The organism is Nocardioides sp., from assembly GCF_035547795.1.
Classification (GTDB): Bacteria; Actinomycetota; Actinomycetes; order Propionibacteriales; family Nocardioidaceae; genus Nocardioides.
On sequence record NZ_DASZUF010000033.1, the window covers coordinates 1 to 14204 of the forward strand.

The 14204-nt window shown below is 73.2% G+C and carries 14 protein-coding genes and 1 riboswitch; of the genes, 4 read left to right on the forward strand and 10 right to left on the reverse strand.

All coding sequences use genetic code 11. The features are described 5' to 3' along the window. Window positions 1–137 precede the first annotated feature (137 nt). From VHA72_RS02595 to cobN, 5 genes are read right to left on the reverse strand one after another with little or no spacing between them, the layout of a single operon-like run. Window positions 138–653, reverse strand: coding sequence for a bifunctional adenosylcobinamide kinase/adenosylcobinamide-phosphate guanylyltransferase (locus VHA72_RS02595; RefSeq protein ID WP_325572888.1), 516 nt, complete (start codon window positions 651–653; stop codon window positions 138–140). Then, the gene (locus VHA72_RS02600; protein WP_325572889.1) at window positions 650–1378 is read right to left on the reverse strand and encodes a cobalt-precorrin-6A reductase; all 729 of its coding nucleotides are present in this window, start codon (window positions 1376–1378) and stop codon (window positions 650–652) included. The genes VHA72_RS02595 and VHA72_RS02600 overlap by 4 nt, the downstream gene beginning before the upstream one ends. After that, a complete protein-coding gene (locus tag VHA72_RS02605; protein ID WP_325572890.1) occupies window positions 1375–2802 on the reverse strand; it encodes a cobyric acid synthase in 1428 nt (475 codons plus the stop codon). Before VHA72_RS02605 ends, VHA72_RS02600 begins: the two co-directional genes overlap by 4 nt. Beyond that, window positions 2802–3515: a precorrin 6A synthase gene (locus VHA72_RS02610; protein WP_325572891.1), complete on the reverse strand. Its 714-nt coding sequence runs from the start codon at window positions 3513–3515 to the stop codon at window positions 2802–2804. The genes VHA72_RS02605 and VHA72_RS02610 overlap by 1 nt, the downstream gene beginning before the upstream one ends. After that, complete coding sequence (gene cobN, locus VHA72_RS02615; RefSeq protein WP_325572892.1) at window positions 3512–7159, reverse strand: cobaltochelatase subunit CobN; 3648 nt, start codon at window positions 7157–7159, stop codon at window positions 3512–3514. Before cobN ends, VHA72_RS02610 begins: the two co-directional genes overlap by 4 nt. A gap of 37 nt (window positions 7160–7196) precedes the next feature. Beyond that, window positions 7197–7309: riboswitch (cobalamin riboswitch) on the reverse strand. A 17-nt stretch (window positions 7310–7326) separates the two neighbouring features. On the opposite strand from cobN, the gene VHA72_RS02620 reads away from it, so the two are divergent. Further along, window positions 7327–7974, forward strand: coding sequence for a histidine phosphatase family protein (locus tag VHA72_RS02620; protein WP_325572893.1), 648 nt, complete (start codon window positions 7327–7329; stop codon window positions 7972–7974). Here VHA72_RS02620 and VHA72_RS02625 read toward each other — a convergent pair. Both VHA72_RS02625 and VHA72_RS16495 read right to left on the reverse strand, forming a co-directional pair. Further along, window positions 7886–8173, reverse strand: a complete 288-nt coding sequence (locus VHA72_RS02625; RefSeq protein WP_325572900.1) for a WhiB family transcriptional regulator — start codon at window positions 8171–8173, stop codon at window positions 7886–7888. The genes VHA72_RS02620 and VHA72_RS02625 overlap by 89 nt on opposite strands. Before the next feature lie 17 nt (window positions 8174–8190). Then, the gene (locus VHA72_RS16495) at window positions 8191–8964 is read right to left on the reverse strand and encodes a DUF2249 domain-containing protein (RefSeq protein WP_414689742.1); all 774 of its coding nucleotides are present in this window, start codon (window positions 8962–8964) and stop codon (window positions 8191–8193) included. An 83-nt stretch (window positions 8965–9047) separates the two neighbouring features. Here VHA72_RS16495 and VHA72_RS02640 point away from each other — a divergent pair, with 83 nt between their 5' ends. Genes VHA72_RS02640 through VHA72_RS02650 form a run of 3 tightly spaced genes read left to right on the forward strand, consistent with a single transcriptional unit; the run spans window position 9048 to window position 10446 of the window. After that, window positions 9048–9734, forward strand: coding sequence for a helix-turn-helix transcriptional regulator (locus tag VHA72_RS02640; protein WP_325572894.1), 687 nt, complete (start codon window positions 9048–9050; stop codon window positions 9732–9734). Between the two features lie 56 nt (window positions 9735–9790). After that, on the forward strand, window positions 9791–9988 hold the full coding sequence (locus tag VHA72_RS02645) for a hypothetical protein (RefSeq protein ID WP_325572895.1): 198 nt from the start codon (window positions 9791–9793) through the stop codon (window positions 9986–9988). Beyond that, on the forward strand, window positions 9985–10446 hold the full coding sequence (locus VHA72_RS02650) for an SRPBCC family protein (RefSeq protein ID WP_325572896.1): 462 nt from the start codon (window positions 9985–9987) through the stop codon (window positions 10444–10446). Before VHA72_RS02645 ends, VHA72_RS02650 begins: the two co-directional genes overlap by 4 nt. Window positions 10447–10483: 37 nt before the next feature. Here the strand turns inward: VHA72_RS02650 and VHA72_RS02655 are convergent, their stop codons facing one another. Genes VHA72_RS02655 through VHA72_RS02665 form a run of 3 tightly spaced genes read right to left on the reverse strand, consistent with a single transcriptional unit; the run spans window position 10484 to window position 14102 of the window. Next, complete coding sequence (locus VHA72_RS02655; RefSeq protein WP_325572897.1) at window positions 10484–12067, reverse strand: aldehyde dehydrogenase (NADP(+)); 1584 nt, start codon at window positions 12065–12067, stop codon at window positions 10484–10486. Next, window positions 12067–12981 (reverse strand): 5-dehydro-4-deoxyglucarate dehydratase, encoded by a 915-nt coding sequence (gene kdgD / locus VHA72_RS02660; RefSeq protein ID WP_325572898.1) that lies wholly within the window; start codon window positions 12979–12981, stop codon window positions 12067–12069. Before kdgD ends, VHA72_RS02655 begins: the two co-directional genes overlap by 1 nt. A gap of 53 nt (window positions 12982–13034) precedes the next feature. Next, on the reverse strand, window positions 13035–14102 hold the full coding sequence (locus VHA72_RS02665; RefSeq protein WP_325572899.1) for a mandelate racemase/muconate lactonizing enzyme family protein: 1068 nt from the start codon (window positions 14100–14102) through the stop codon (window positions 13035–13037). Between the last annotated feature and the right edge of the window lie 102 nt (window positions 14103–14204).

Sequence of the window (14204 nt, forward strand, 5' to 3'; positions counted from 1 at the left end):
ATCTCGCTGCTGCACGACCAGGCCATCGGCGGCGCGATCGCGGCCGGGACGGCGGAGGTGCCGATCGCGGGCATCGCGATCCCGCTCTTCCTGCGCTGGATGAGCGACCTGCAGCGCCGCGACCGGGTGGCGGTCTCCTAGAGCACCAGCACCCGGCCCGCGATCACCAGGTGGACCTGGTCGCAGGCCGCCGCGGTGCGCTGGTTGACCAGACCGAGCAGGTCCCGGAAGAGCCGGCCGGAGCGATGGGCCGGTACGACGCCCAGCCCCACCTCATTGGTCACCAGCACCGTCGGGTCGTGGCGAGCGGCGAGCGCCGTCACCGCCTCCTCGACCAGTGTCTCGACCGCGTCGACGACCGCGGCCGACGGCGCGTCCCACAGCCCGCGGTCGTCCAGCTGCGCGGTCAGCCAGGCGCCGAGGCAGTCCACGATCACCGGGCCGGGCGTGGCCAGGGCGGCGGCCAGGTCGTGCGTCTCCAGCGTCGTCCAAGCGGCCGGCCGACGCGCCCGGTGGGCGGCGATCCGCTCGGCCCAGTCAGCGTCGTCGGCCGCCGGTCCGGGCGCGACGTAGGTCGCCGGGCTGCCGCCGAGCAGGGTCTCGGCATGGCGAGACTTGCCGGAGCGCACCCCGCCCGTCACCAGCACTCTCACCTCAGCGCCTCCACCCAGGCCCGGGCCGCCGCGACGGTGGGCACCGTGGGCACCCCGGTGGGCGCAGGCGGGCGGCGTACCACTACGACGGCGACCCCGAGTCGCGCGGCCGCCGCCATCTTGGGCCAGGTGTAGCTGCCGCCGGAGTCCTTGGTGACCAGCACGTCGATGCCGTGCTCGCGCATCAGCGCCAGCTCGCCGTCGAGGGTGTACGGGCCACGGCTGGTGACCAGCCGCCAGGTCGGCGGCAGCGTCAGCGCGGGTACGTCGACCACCCGCGCCAGCGTCCGGTGCGTGCCCAACGCGGGTGCGAACCTGGCGAGCTCCTGGCGGCCCACGGTGAGGAACGGCCGCTCGCCGAGGGTGGCCGCCAGCTCGGCCGCCTGTTCGTGGCCGCCGACCAGGTGCCAGGAGGGATCGGGTGTCCAGCCCGGCCGTTCCAGCCGCAGCAGCGGCACCCGAGGCTCGGTGGTGCAGGCGGCCAGCGCGTTGGCGCTCATCCCGAGCGCGAACGGATGAGTGGCGTCCACGACCGCGTCGTAGTCGGCCAGCGCCGCCCGCAGGCCGGCGATGCCGCCGAACCCGCCGATCCGCACCCTGCCGACCGGCAGCCGGGGTCGGGCCACCCGGCCGGCCAGCGAGCTGGTCACGTCGACGCCGTCGGCGAGCAAGGCGGCGGCCAGGTTGCGCGCCTCCGCCGTGCCGCCGAGCAGGAGCAGCCTCACGCCACGCCTCCCGGCGGAAGCACCGGCAGCCCCGCGGGCGCGCCGGTGCGGGCCAGCTCGAGCAGCGCGTCGATGTCGAGATGCCGATCCACCAGGTCGCCGAGCAGGTCGAGTCGGGCCTCGCGTGCGGCCGGGAACGACGCCCGCGACGCGACACCGAGTGTCGAGGCGAGGTAGTCGGCACGGTAGGCGTCGTCCTCCAGCCGGCCGTGCACCATCGTGCCGCTGACCGCGCCCGAGACGGTCGACCCGACGATCCGGCCGTGGTGGATCTCGTAGCCCGGCCCATGCAGCCGCAGTGTCTTCTCGGCGCGGAACGTGGTGGTCAGGTCGAGCAGGCCGAGCCCCTCGACCCGCGCTCCCGCGACCCCCTCGGCGCCGTCGGGATCCTCGATCACCCGACCCAGCATCTGGCAGCCGCCGCAGATGCCGAGCACCGGCCGGCCACGGCGGGCATGGTCGAGGACGGCGAGGTCGAGGCCGCGCGAGCGCAGCCAGGCCAGATCCGCGATGGTGGCGCGGGTGCCCGGCAGCACGACCAGGTCGGCGTCGGCGAGGTCGCGCGGGGACGACACGAAGACCACGTCGAGCGAAGGCTCCAGGCCGAGCGCGTCCAGGTCGGTGAAGTTGCTGATCCGGGGGAGCCGCACCACCGCCACCCGGCGCGCGCCTGCGCCGGCCGCGCGCCGGCCGTCCAGATCCAGCGCATCCTCGGAGTCGAGCCACAGCGACGGGTCCCAGGGGAGTACGCCGAACAGCCGGCGGCCGGTCGCTCGTTCCAGCATCGCCAGCCCCGGGGAGAGCAGCCCGAGGTCGCCGCGGAACTTGTTGACCACGAAGCCGGCCACCAGCGCCTGGTCGGCCGGCTCCAGCAGGGCGACCGTGCCGAGCATGGCGGCGAAGACGCCGCCGCGATCGATGTCGCCGACCACGACCGCGGGCAGGCCGGCGTGCCGGGCCAGCCCCATGTTCACGTAGTCGCCGGCGCGCAGGTTGATCTCCGCCGGGCTGCCCGCACCTTCGGCCACGATCATGTCGAAGCGGGCGGCCAGGTCGTCGTACGCCGCGTGCGCGGCGGTGGCGAGGTGGCGGCGACCGGCCTCCCAGTCGCCCGCCTCGACGTGCCCCGCCGGCCGGCCCATCAGGACCACGTGGCTGCGCCGGTCGCTGCCGGGCTTGAGCAGCACCGGGTTCATCGCCGGCTCCGGTGGAACGCCGGCGGCCAGCGCCTGCACCCACTGGGCGCGGCCGATCTCCGCGGGTCGTCCCTTGGCGCCGGTCACGACCATCGAGTTGTTGGACATGTTCTGCGCCTTGTACGGCGCCACCCGGACCCCGCGCCGCGCGAACGCCCGGCACAGGCCGGTGGTGACGATGCTCTTGCCGGCGTCGGAGGTGGTGCCGGCGATCAGGAGGCCGGCCATCACGGCGCCCGGAGGAGGGAGACGTCCATCACCCAGCCGTCCCGGGCCCGCGCGCGGGCGCGAGCTCCGGTCAGGTCGACCTCGCCGACCAGGCCGGCGAGCAGCTGCTCGCCGGGTGCGCCGAGGTTGGCGCCGTACCAGATCCGCCAGTCGCCGAGGTCGTCCGACACCGGCTCGGAGCCGAGCATCACCACGATGTTGCGCTGGCCGGCCTGGACCGCCGCGGGCAGCCGCCGGGCGGTGGTGACGTGCACCGGACGGCCGACCTCGTGCAGCACGATCCGGTGCCGCGCCGCCAGCAGCTGCGGCGCGCTGATGCCGGGGATCACGTCGAAGTCCACTCCGAGCTGCTCGACCACCCGGATGGTGGAGTCGTAGAGCGCCGGGTCGCCCCAGACCAGGAAGCCGACCGTGCCGGGGCGTGCCGCGATCGCCTCCCGGTACGCCGCCACCCGGGCCGCGTGCCAGTCCCGCACCGCCCGGTCGTAGCCGGCCGCCTCGGTGGTCGAGCCTGTCGAGACCCGGTCGCGCTCGGGGTCGGGCACCGCGACCAACTCGACGCCGTACTCAGCGCAGATCGCGCGCCGGACCTCGAGCAGCGGGTCCTCGGCGCGCTTGGCCGCCGCGATGACGTAGTCGCAGGAGCGCAGCGCCGTCGCCGCCTCGGGCGTGACGTGCTGCGGCCCCATCCCGAAGCCGACGACGTGGATCAACCTCGATCCTCCCGTCGGTCGCTCCGCTCCCCGGCAGCTTGCGCTTCCAGATCGCCCTCGACGTCGAGATAGACCTGCTGCATCGCGGCCAGCACGTCCGGGTCGGGATCGGCCCACAGCCCGCGCTCGGCGGCCTCGTGCAGCCGCTCCACGATGCCGTGCAGCGCCCACGGATTGGACCGGCGCAAGAACTCCTGGTTGGTCTCGTCCAGCACGTATTCGCTAGCCAGTTTCTCGTACATCCAGTCGTGCACCACCCCGGCGGTGGCGTCGAAGCCGAACAGGTAGTCCACCGTCGCGGCCAGCTCGAAGGCGCCTTTGTAGCCGTGCCGCTGCATCGCCGCGATCCAGCGCGGGTTGACGACCCGCGCGCGGAACACGCGGGCGGTCTCCTCGGCCAGGGTGCGGGTGCGGATGGCGTCGGGGGAGGTGGAGTCCCCGACGTAGGCCTTCGGGTTCGACCCGGTCAGCGCGCGCACGGTGGCGACCATGCCGCCGTGGTACTGGAAGTAGTCGTCCGAGTCGGCGATGTCGTGCTCGGCGGAGTCGACGTTCTTGGCCGCCACCGTGATCCGGCGGTAGGTGGCCCGCATGTCCTCGGCCGCCGGCACCCCGTCCAGGCCGCGACCGTAGGCGTATCCGCCCCAGGCGGTGTACACCTCGGCCAGGTCGGCGTCGTCGCGCCAGCTTCCGGACTCGATCGCCTGGAGAATGCCCGCGCCGTACGAGCCGGGCTTGGAGCCGAAGATCCGCGTGGTCGCCCGGCGTCGGTCGCCGTGCTGGGCGAGATCGGCCCCTACGTGCGCGCGCACGTAGTTGGACTCGTCGGGCTCGTCGAGATCGGCGACCATCCGGACCGCGTCGTCGAGCATCGCCAGCACGTGCGGGAACGCGTCGCGGAAGAAGCCGGAGACGCGCACCGCGACGTCGACGCGCGGCCGGCCGAGCTCGGCCAGCGGGATGACGGCCAGCCGGTTGACCCGGCGGGACTGCTCATCCCATTCGGGGCGTACGCCGAGCAGCGCCAGCACCTCGGCCACGTCGTCGCCGCTGGTCCGCATGGCGCTGGTGCCCCACACCGACAGCCCCACGCTGGCTGGGTAGGTGCCGGTCTCGTCCAGGTAACGCCGCAGCAGCGAGTCGGCCATCGCCTGCCCGGTCTGCCAGGCCAGCCGACTCGGGATCGCGCGCGGGTCGACGGTGTAGAAGTTGCGGCCGGTGGGCAGCACGTTGACCAGCCCGCGCAGGGGAGAGCCCGACGGCCCGGCCGGGACGAACCCGCCGGCCAGCGCGTGCAGCACGGCGTCCAGCTCGTCGGTGGTGCGATCCAGTCGGGGGACGACCTGCTCGGCGGCGAAGGCGAGCACCTGCCGGACGGCGGGATCCTCGTGCAAGCCGTCGACGGCCGCCGGGTCCCAGTCGGCCTTCTCCATCGCCTCGACCAGCTCCCGGGCCCGGGTCTCGGCCTCGTCGACCGCATGGAGGTCGTCGTCCTTCAGGCCGAGCGCGGCGCGCAGACCTGGCACGGCGTTGCCCACGCCGCCCCACACCTGCGCCGCGCGCAGGATCGCGAGCACCAGGTTGACCCGCGCCGCTCCAGTCGGCGCCGCCCCGAGCACGTGCAGGCCGTCACGGATCTGGGCGTCCTTGATCTCGCACAGCCAGCCGTCGACGTGCAGCAGGAAGTCGTCGAACTCCTCGTCCTGCGGCCGCTCGTCCAGGCCCAGGTCACGGTGCATCTCGGCGGCCCGCATCAGGCTCCAGATCTCGCCGCGGATCGCGGGCAGCTTGCCCGGGTCCATCGCGGCGATGTTGGCATGCTCGTCCAGCAGCTGCTCCAGTCGCGCGATGTCGCCGTACGCCTCCGCGCGGGCCATCGGCGGCACCAGGTGGTCGACGATGGTGGCGTGCGCCCGGCGCTTGGCCTGCGCGCCCTCGCCGGGGTCGTTGACCAGGAACGGGTAGATCAGCGGCAGGCTGCCGATCGCGGCGTCCGGGCCACAGGAGGCCGAGAGCGCGGCGTTCTTGCCGGGCAGCCACTCCATCGAGCCGTGCTTGCCGAGGTGGACCACCGCGTCGGCGCCGAAGCCGCCCTGCCCGGGCGGAGCGGCCAGCCAGCGGTACGCGGCCAGGTAGTGGTGCGAGGGCGGCAGGTCGGGGTCGTGGTAGATCGCCACCGGGTTCTCGCCGAAGCCGCGTGGCGGCTGGATCAGGACGACCACGTTTCCGGCCCGCAGCGTGGCCAGCACCAGCTCGTCCCGGTCGTTGACGAACAGACCGCCGGGGGACTCGCCCCACTTCTCCGCCATCGCCGCACGCAGGTCGGCAGGCAGGTCGGCAGTCCACGCGTCGTACTGCTCCCTGGTGATGCGCACGTGCGCGTCACTGAGCTGGGCCGAGGTCAGCCAGTCCTCGTCCTGGCCGCCGGCCGCGATCAGGGCGTGGATGAGCGCATCGCCGGCCGCGGTCTCGTCGGCCATGTCGAGCACGCCGAAGCCGTCGCCGACGTCGTACCCCTCCGCGCGCAGCCGGCGCAGCAACCGGATCGCCGAGACCGGGGTGTCGAGGCCGACCGCGTTGCCGATCCGGGCGTGCTTGGTCGGGTACGCCGAGAGCACCAGCGCCAGTCGCTTCTCGGCGTTCGGGATGCGGCGCAGGCGGGCGTGGTTGACAGCGATCCGCGCGACCCGGGCGCAGCGTTCGGGGTCGGCGACGTAGCGGGGCAGGCCCTGCTCGTCGATCTCCTTGAACGAGAACGGCGCGGTGATGATCCGGCCGTCGAACTCGGGGATGGCGATCTGGCTGGCCGAGTCCAGCGGCGTCACGCCCTCGGAGGACGCCTCCCACTCCGCCCGGCTCGACGTCAGACACAGGCCCTGCAGCACGGGGATGTCGAGGGCGGCCATCCGCTCGACGTCCCACGCCTCGTCCTCCCCACCCGCGCCGGCGCCCGCCGGGACGGAGCCGCCGGCCGCCAGCACCGTCACGATGAGCGCGTCCAGGGTGCCGAGCGCGGCGTAGAGGTCGTCGGGCGCCGAGCGCAGTGACCCGGCGAAGATCGGCACGCCGACCGCCTGGCCGGTGGCGTCGACGGCGTCGGCCAGGGCATGGGCGAAGGCGCTGTTCCCGCTGGCCTCGTGGGCGCGGTAGTAGAGCACGCCGACCCGGGGGAGTCGCGAGTCGGGTCCGGCAGTGCCGCCCACGCGACCCTGACTCACGACCCGGGCGGGGTGGCCCCAGGCCGGGATCGCCGTCGGAGGCTCGAAGCCCTCGCCGGTCAGCAGCACGGTGTCGGAGAGGAACGCGTGCAGTTGGCGCAGGTTCGCCGGGCCGCCCTCGGCGAGGTAGCGGTGTGCCTCGGTGGCCACACCCATCGGCACGGTGGAGAGCTCCATCAGCTCCGCGCTGGGCTGCTGCTCGCCGCCCAGCACGACCACCGGCACGGGCAGGCCGCCCACGCCCGGCCACAGGTCGTGCGGCGAGCCGAGCAGCCGGACGACGACCAGGTCGGCGCCGGCCACGGTCGCGGCCAGGTCCGCATCGCCACTGCGGCTCGGATTCGCCCAGGCGTACGCCGCCCCGCTGGCGCGGGCCGAGAGCAGATCGGTGTCGGACGTGGACAGCAGTGCGATGCGCACGGGCATGCGGGGGTTCCTCCTCCGGGGTTCTCGCCCCGGCTAGCGGTCGGACTCACCCATGGCCAGTGTCTGGCTGCTCCCGCGAACGGGAGGTCACAGTGGCGGAACCGCCCCGGAGTCTCACCGGGTTCCTGCACCATGGGCGGGACGCAGCCTACGGGAGAATGGCCGCCGTGACGCAGCCGGTCTATCTCGTCCGCCACGGCCAGTCGGAGTGGAACGTGCTCCGGCTGACCCAGGGACAGACGCCGCATCCGCGGCTCACCGCGACCGGCCGCGCCCAGGCGCGCGCTGCCGCCGAGACGGTGGCGCGCGACCTGACTGGCCGTGGGTCGGTGCCCGCGCGAGTGCTCACCAGTGACCTGGTGCGTGCCCGGGAGACCGCGCACATCATCGGGGAGCGACTGGCGGTGGCGCCGCAGATCGATCGGCGACTGCGCGAGCAGCACCTGGGCGCGCTGGAGGGCAGGGGGTACGACGAGACCTGGGCGGCGGCCGTCGCGCACGACTGGTCTGATCCCGGCCTCCCGGTGGCCGGTGGGGAGTCGCTGCTCGACGTGCGCCGGCGGATGGTCGCCGTACTCGCCGGGTTGGACCGGTCGGTGCCGACGATCCTGGTCTCGCACGGCGATGCCATCCGCACCGCGATCGCCCACCTGCGCGGTGAGGAGCCTCACCAGGCGGCGTGGGTGGAGGTGCCCAACGGCGCGGTGGCGCGGCTGGGCAAGCGGCTCACCTGGCTGCGCCCGGTGTCCGGCCCGGTGTCCGGCCCGGTGTCCGGCCCCGCATCCGGCGCAGCGCCCGCCGTTCCTCCTCGGTGAGGCCGCCCCAGATGCCGGCCTCCTGGCCGGTGATCAAGGCGTACTCGAGGCACTCCTGGCGCACCAGGCAGCGGGCGCAGATGGCCTTGGCCTCCTCCGCCTGCGCCCGGCCCGGACCCGTCGCGCTGATCGGGAAGAACAGCTCGGGGTCCTCATGGCGACAGGCGGCCTGGTCCGTCCAGGAGACACCTGGACGCACGGATCCGCTTGGCTCGCTCACGCTCGGCGGGCGAACCGCAGCCGCCACGTCTGCGGACCGCGCTCGAGGTACTCGATCGAGAAGGTGCCCGGGTCGCGCTGCTCGACCTGGGCGAGCAGCGGCAGCGGGTCATGTGACGCCGAGACCACGAGTGCGGCACCCGGGCGGACGGCGTCGAGGGCGCCGAAGATCGTCGCGTGCCGGATGGCGTGCGGGATCAGCCGGGCGTCCAGCTCGGGGTCGCCCTCCGGGTCGTGCTCGCCGCAGGAGCAGGAGTGGCCACCGTGGCCGGTGGCCGGAGCCGCCCCGTCGGCGTCCAGCGCGTCGCGCATCCCCTCGAGCAGCTCGGCCAGGGAGACGTCGGACGCCTCGGCGAGGACCGGCAGCACCTGCTCGTTCTCCTTCTCCAGGTGAGAGTCGAAGACGGCCTGCAGAGCGGTGGCGGCGCCGACGGCCTGGACGGCGTCGGTGGCGCGCGCCACCCGGTCGGCGAGGTCGGCGAGGGTCCGGTGCTCGGCGAGCATGGCCTCGACCAGCATCCGGGAGCGGGGGATGGCGAGCGCGGCGGGATACAGCGCCTTCTCCTCGGCCCGGGCGTGCGGCAGCAGGTCGCTGGCGCACCAGGCGGCCAGGTCGTCCCGCGCCGGGGTCGCGTCCCGGCCGTCGCGCACCGCGGCGGACAGGGTCGACACCCTGGTGGTCAACGCGCCGGCCAGCTCCGCGTGGTGGGACCGCACGGTCTCGACGGCGTCGGCGTCGGTCGCGTTACTGGCGATGAGGACATCGTTCATGGTCGTTCCTTCTCGAGGTCTCGGCACCCGGTGGTGTCGTCAGGGGGTGGCCCCGCGCGAGGAATTTTATTACACTTTTTGCCGTGGAAATCCAGCGGCTGGGGCCGCGACCTTCCGGGACCGCGGGCATCGCGACGCTCTCGCGCGCCCGCCGGGGCCTACTGGAGCTGCTCGAGGGTCAGGCGGAGCCCGCCAGCCTGGCCACCATCGTCGAGCTCTCCGGGCTGCACGAGAACACCGTGCGCGGCCATCTCGACGGCCTCGCCGCCGAGGGCCTGGTCAGCCGCGAGCGCAGCGTGCCGCAGGGCCGCGGACGCCCGGCCTGGTTGTGGCGAGTGCGAGCTCGCGCCGCCGCCGAGGAGTACGCCGGGCTCGCGGCCGCCCTGGCCCGCACCCTGCGCCGTACCAGCGAGCACCCCGAGGACGACGCCGTCGAGGCCGGTCACGACTGGGGTCGCGAGCTGGCCGGCTCACGCGCGGCGACCGCCGCGGCGGCGCCGGCCGCCGCACACGTCCGTGACCTGCTCGAGAGTCTGGGCTTCGCCCCCGAGGGCGACCTCGCGGCCGGCGCCGACTCCGCGGAGCTCCGGCTCACCCGCTGTCCGCTGCTCGAGGCCGCCACCGAGGAGCCCACCATCGTGTGCAACGTGCACCTGGGGCTGGTGGTCGGCGCGCTGGAGGAGTACGGCGCCAGTGACCCCGACGCCGAGCTGACGCCGTTCGCCGTCCCGGGCGCCTGCCTGCTGCGGCTGCGTGGCGGTGCGGCGTGACGGCAGGTCGACGTCACTCGCCTGAGGAATGCGCGGCGCCGTGGCAGGATCGCCACATGGCGAAGAAGAAGGTGGATCCCCGGGTCATCGCCAGCGCCGTGGCGCTGCAGGCGGTCGTCGGCACGCTCACGGTGCGTGACCTGAAGAAGCGTTCCCGCGACCAGGTGCGCGGGCCGAAGGCGCTCTGGTATGCCTGGGGCGGCTCCAACACCCTCGGTGCCGTCGTGTACTGGCTGATCGGCCGCCGTCGGTGAGTGCCGACCGGGAGCTGGCGGCCGAGGTGACGGTCGCGGCGCCTGCGGCCCGGGTGTGGCAGGTGCTGACCGACTTCCGCAACCTGGCCGCGGCCAGCCCGGAGCTGATGGCGATGACGCCACTCAAGCCCGGCGGCCTGCGCGAGGGGCAGTGGTACGTCGGCTGGAACCGGCGCAAGGCGGCGGTCTGGCCGACCCGCAACGTCGTGGCCGAGGTGGTGCTCAACCAGCGGCTGGTGTGGGACACCACGTCGAGCGGTGCGCGCTGGATCTATCAGCTCGCCCCCATCGGCGACCACACCCGGTTGAGTCTGCGCCGGCCGGTCCCGCGCCGGCTGACCTCGATGAGCGGGCTGTTCGCGACCGCCTTCCTGGGTGGGGCGCAGTCGCATGCCGACGAGCTCGAGGCGGGCATGCGGACGACGCTGGAATACCTCAAGAGCGTCGCCGAGCGGTGACGCGCCGTCCCGCCGCGGTCATCCCGCGGGCGACCACTCAGTGCCGGCCGAGTACGCCGTCGACCTGTCGCCAGACGCCGAGCGGGTTGCCGTCACGGAGCACGGGCGGGAGGGCTTCCTGCGGAGCGGCCTGGTAGACGACCGGCCGGACGAACCGCTCGATCGCGAGGGTGCCGACCGATGTCGTACGCCCGTCGGAAGTCGCGGGGAACGGACCGCCGTGCACCATGGCGTGGCCCACCTCGACACCGGTCGGCCAGCCGTCGAAGAGAACGCGTCCGGCGATGAGCTCCAGCCGCTCGCGGAGTCGGACGGTCGCGTCCTCGTCGCCGGCACCGTGGTGGATCGTGGCGGTGAGCTGGCCCTCGAGCCGTTCCACGGCGTCCATCAGGTCGTCGGTCGACCCGGTCCGGACGATCAGCGACACCGCACCGAAGACCTCCTCGGCGAGCGTCGGGTCACCCTGGAAGGTCTGCAGCCCGGTGTCGAAGACGGTGGCGACCGCGCCGGCCGCGATCGACCCGCCGCCGGTGCCCGTGGCGACCTCGGTGACGCCGGCGGTGGACCGCAGCCGTGCCACCCCCTGCCCGTAGGCGGCACAGATGGACGAGCTCAGCATCGCGCCTTCGCCGGTGTCCGAGACGGCCTGGGCGGCGAAGCGCACGAAGGTGTCCAGATCGTCGGAGTCGACCGCGAAGATCAGGCCGGGACTGGTGCACAGCTGGCCTTGGCCGGTGACGAGGGAGGCGACGTAGGAACGCCCGAGCTCCGCAGCTCGCTCGGCCAGGGCTCCGGGCAGGAGGATGACGGGGTTGACGCTCGACATCTCGGCGTAGACCGGAATCGGCACCGGGCGCTCGGCAGCGGCCCGGACGAGAGCCAGGCCGGCAGTACGGGAGCCGGTGAAGCCGACTGCACGGATCCGGGGGTGCTGGACGAGGGGCACCGCGACGGCGGCCGGTCCGCCGTGCACCATCGAGAAGACGCCGGGCGGCATGTCCTCCTGCTCGATGGCGCGGACGACGGCGCCGGCCACGATCTCCGAGGTGCCCGGATGCGACGGGTGCGCCTTCACCACGACGGGGCAGCCGGCCGCCCAAGCGGATGCGGTGTCGCCGCCCGCGACCGAGAACGCCAGCGGGAAGTTGCTGGCGCCGAAGACGGCGACCGGGCCGAGCGGCACCCGACCCTGCCGGAGATCGGGACGAGGCAGCGGCGTTCGGTTCGGTAGCGCGGTCTCGAGCCGCGGCATGATCCAGCTGCCCTCGCGCACGACCTCCGCGAACAGTCGCAGCTGCCCGGTGGTGCGGGCGAGCTCGCCCTGGACGCGGGCCGCGGGGATCCCGGTCTCCTCGACCACGCGGGCCACCAGCTGCTCGGCAACGGCGGTCAACTCGTCGGCGACGGCGGAGAGGAAGGCCGCACGGCGATCTGCGGGTAGCAGGCGGTAGGTCCCGAATGCCTCCCACGCCGCTTCGGCCGCGGCGGCGACCTGCGCCGTGGACGCCTCGGAGAACATCGGCTCCAGCGGCTGCCCGGTCGTCGGGTTCCAGCCCCGCACCACACCATCGCCTTCGCCCGAGACACGACGCGAGCCGATGAACTGGGCACCGGTCAACATCAGATCACCTGCTTGACGAGGACCGACAGCGCCTCGAACTCGTCGCTGGTGAGATCCGATAGCGGCGGCCGCACCGCCCCCGCGGGTCGACCGGCCGCGGTCATGCCGGCCTTCACGATCGAGACGCCGTAACCCTGGCGACGGTTGCGGATCGCGAGATAGGGAACGAGGAAGTCGCGAGTGGCCTGCGCGATCGCCGAGCGATCGTGTCGACGTACGGCGCGGTAGAACTCCAGCGCCCACGCCGGGGCGAAGTTGAAGATCGCTGACGAATACGTCGTCACACCGAGCTCCAGGTAGGGCAGGGCGAAGGTCTCGGCCGTCGGCAGGCCCCCCAGGTAGAGGAGCCGGTCGCCGAGCGTCGCGCTCAGGTTCGCGAGCAGCTCGACTTCGCCGACCCCGTCCTTGAACCCGATGAAGTTGGGGAACTCCTCGGCGAGCCGCCGCACGGTCTCTGCGGTGTACGCCGCGTTCGCCCGGTGGTAGACGATCACGCCGAGCTTGGTGGCCCGGCACACCGCTGCGACATGCTCGTAGATGCCGTCCTGAGGCATCTCGGTCAGGTAAGGCGGCAGCACGAAGATGCCGTCCGCGCCGGCTGCCTCGCCGCTCTTGGCCATCTCCACCGCGATGGAGGTGCCGTATCCCGCGGGGGCGACCACGGGAACCGTGCCAGCAACGGCGTCGACGGCCGTGCGCACCACCGTATCCACCTCGCCGGGGGTCAAGGAGAAGAACTCACCGGTGCCTCCGGCGGCGAAGAGGCCGCTGGCGCCGAAGGCGGCCAGGTACTCGAGGTGCTCCCGATACCCCGCGACGTCGAGCGTCAGATCCTCGGCGGCGTGCGTCACAGGGAATGACAGCAGGCCGGAGCCGAGTGCCTCTCGCAACTCGACGGGGGAGTGGTTGGACATGGATTCTCTCTCCTTAGAACGAAGACTGTCGGGGTGGAGCGATGGGACGTCGGCTACGCGAAGTCGAGCCCGAGGCCGGCAGCGGTACCGACGTGGGCGAGGCCGTCGCGGATCTGGACGGGCGAGGGGGAGGCGAGGATGCCGAGGCTCTCGAAGTCGGCGTCCTCGACACACTCCACGAGGACCTCCGGCTTGATGGCCGCGGCGAGCTGGCCGGAGATGTCCGCGAGCACGTGCGGCATGACGACGACGTCGTACTCCTGGGCTAGCTGGGCGATCGAGGCGAACGGTGTGATGCCACCGACCCGGATGACGTTGGGCTGCAGGATCTTGGCCGCGCCCCACTCGGCGAGTTCCCGGAACCGATGGATGGTGTGCACGTTCTCGCCCATCGCGATCGGCACGTCGATCCGGCCCGCAAGGGTGCGATAGCCGAGACCGTCCTCCGAGCGGAGTGGCTCCTCGACCCAGTCCAGACCCAGCGGCGTGAGCGCGGCGATGGCCTTGAGCGCGGTGTCGAGATCCCAGCGCTGGTTCGCGTCGACCATCAGCCGCCGGTCCGGGCCGATGATCTCCCGCACCGCCCGGACCCGATCGACATCCTCGCGGAGGTCGGGCTTGCCGACCTTGATCTTGACGGCCGAGAAGCCGGCATCGACCCACCGTTGCGCCTGATCGGCGAGCTCGTCGATGGAGTAGTCGAAGTTGACGCCGCTGCCGTACGCCGGCAGGGAGTCGTGACGCCGGCCGACGAGCTCGCTGACCGACCGGCCTGTTCGATGCCCCTCGAGGTCCCACAGCGCCAGATCCAGCCCGGCCAGGGCGATCGTGGTGACGCCCCCGCCCCCGGCCTCGTGCAGGTGCTCCCACGTCGCGTCCCAGAGGACCAGCGGATCGGCGGCCTGACCGACGACGAAGCTGCGGATGTCCTCCTCGAGCATGGCCTGGATGGCGGAGCGACCGATGGTCGGCGTCCAGGAGAAGCCCGTGCCGACGCCGCCGTCGCTGTCGGTCACCGTCACCACGATGACGTGCATGCGTGGATCGGCGGGAACCCACGGCCGTGGCATGGCCGGCGAGAGCAGCCGGGTCGTCAGATCGACGATCGTCCGCTCGGTCATCGCGTGCTCCCCTCGAGGATCCGGGCGGCGGTCCGCTCACCGATCTCGACCAACGCGGACAAACGGCGCAACTGGTCGGGAGTCGGTTCGGTCAGGGGTGCG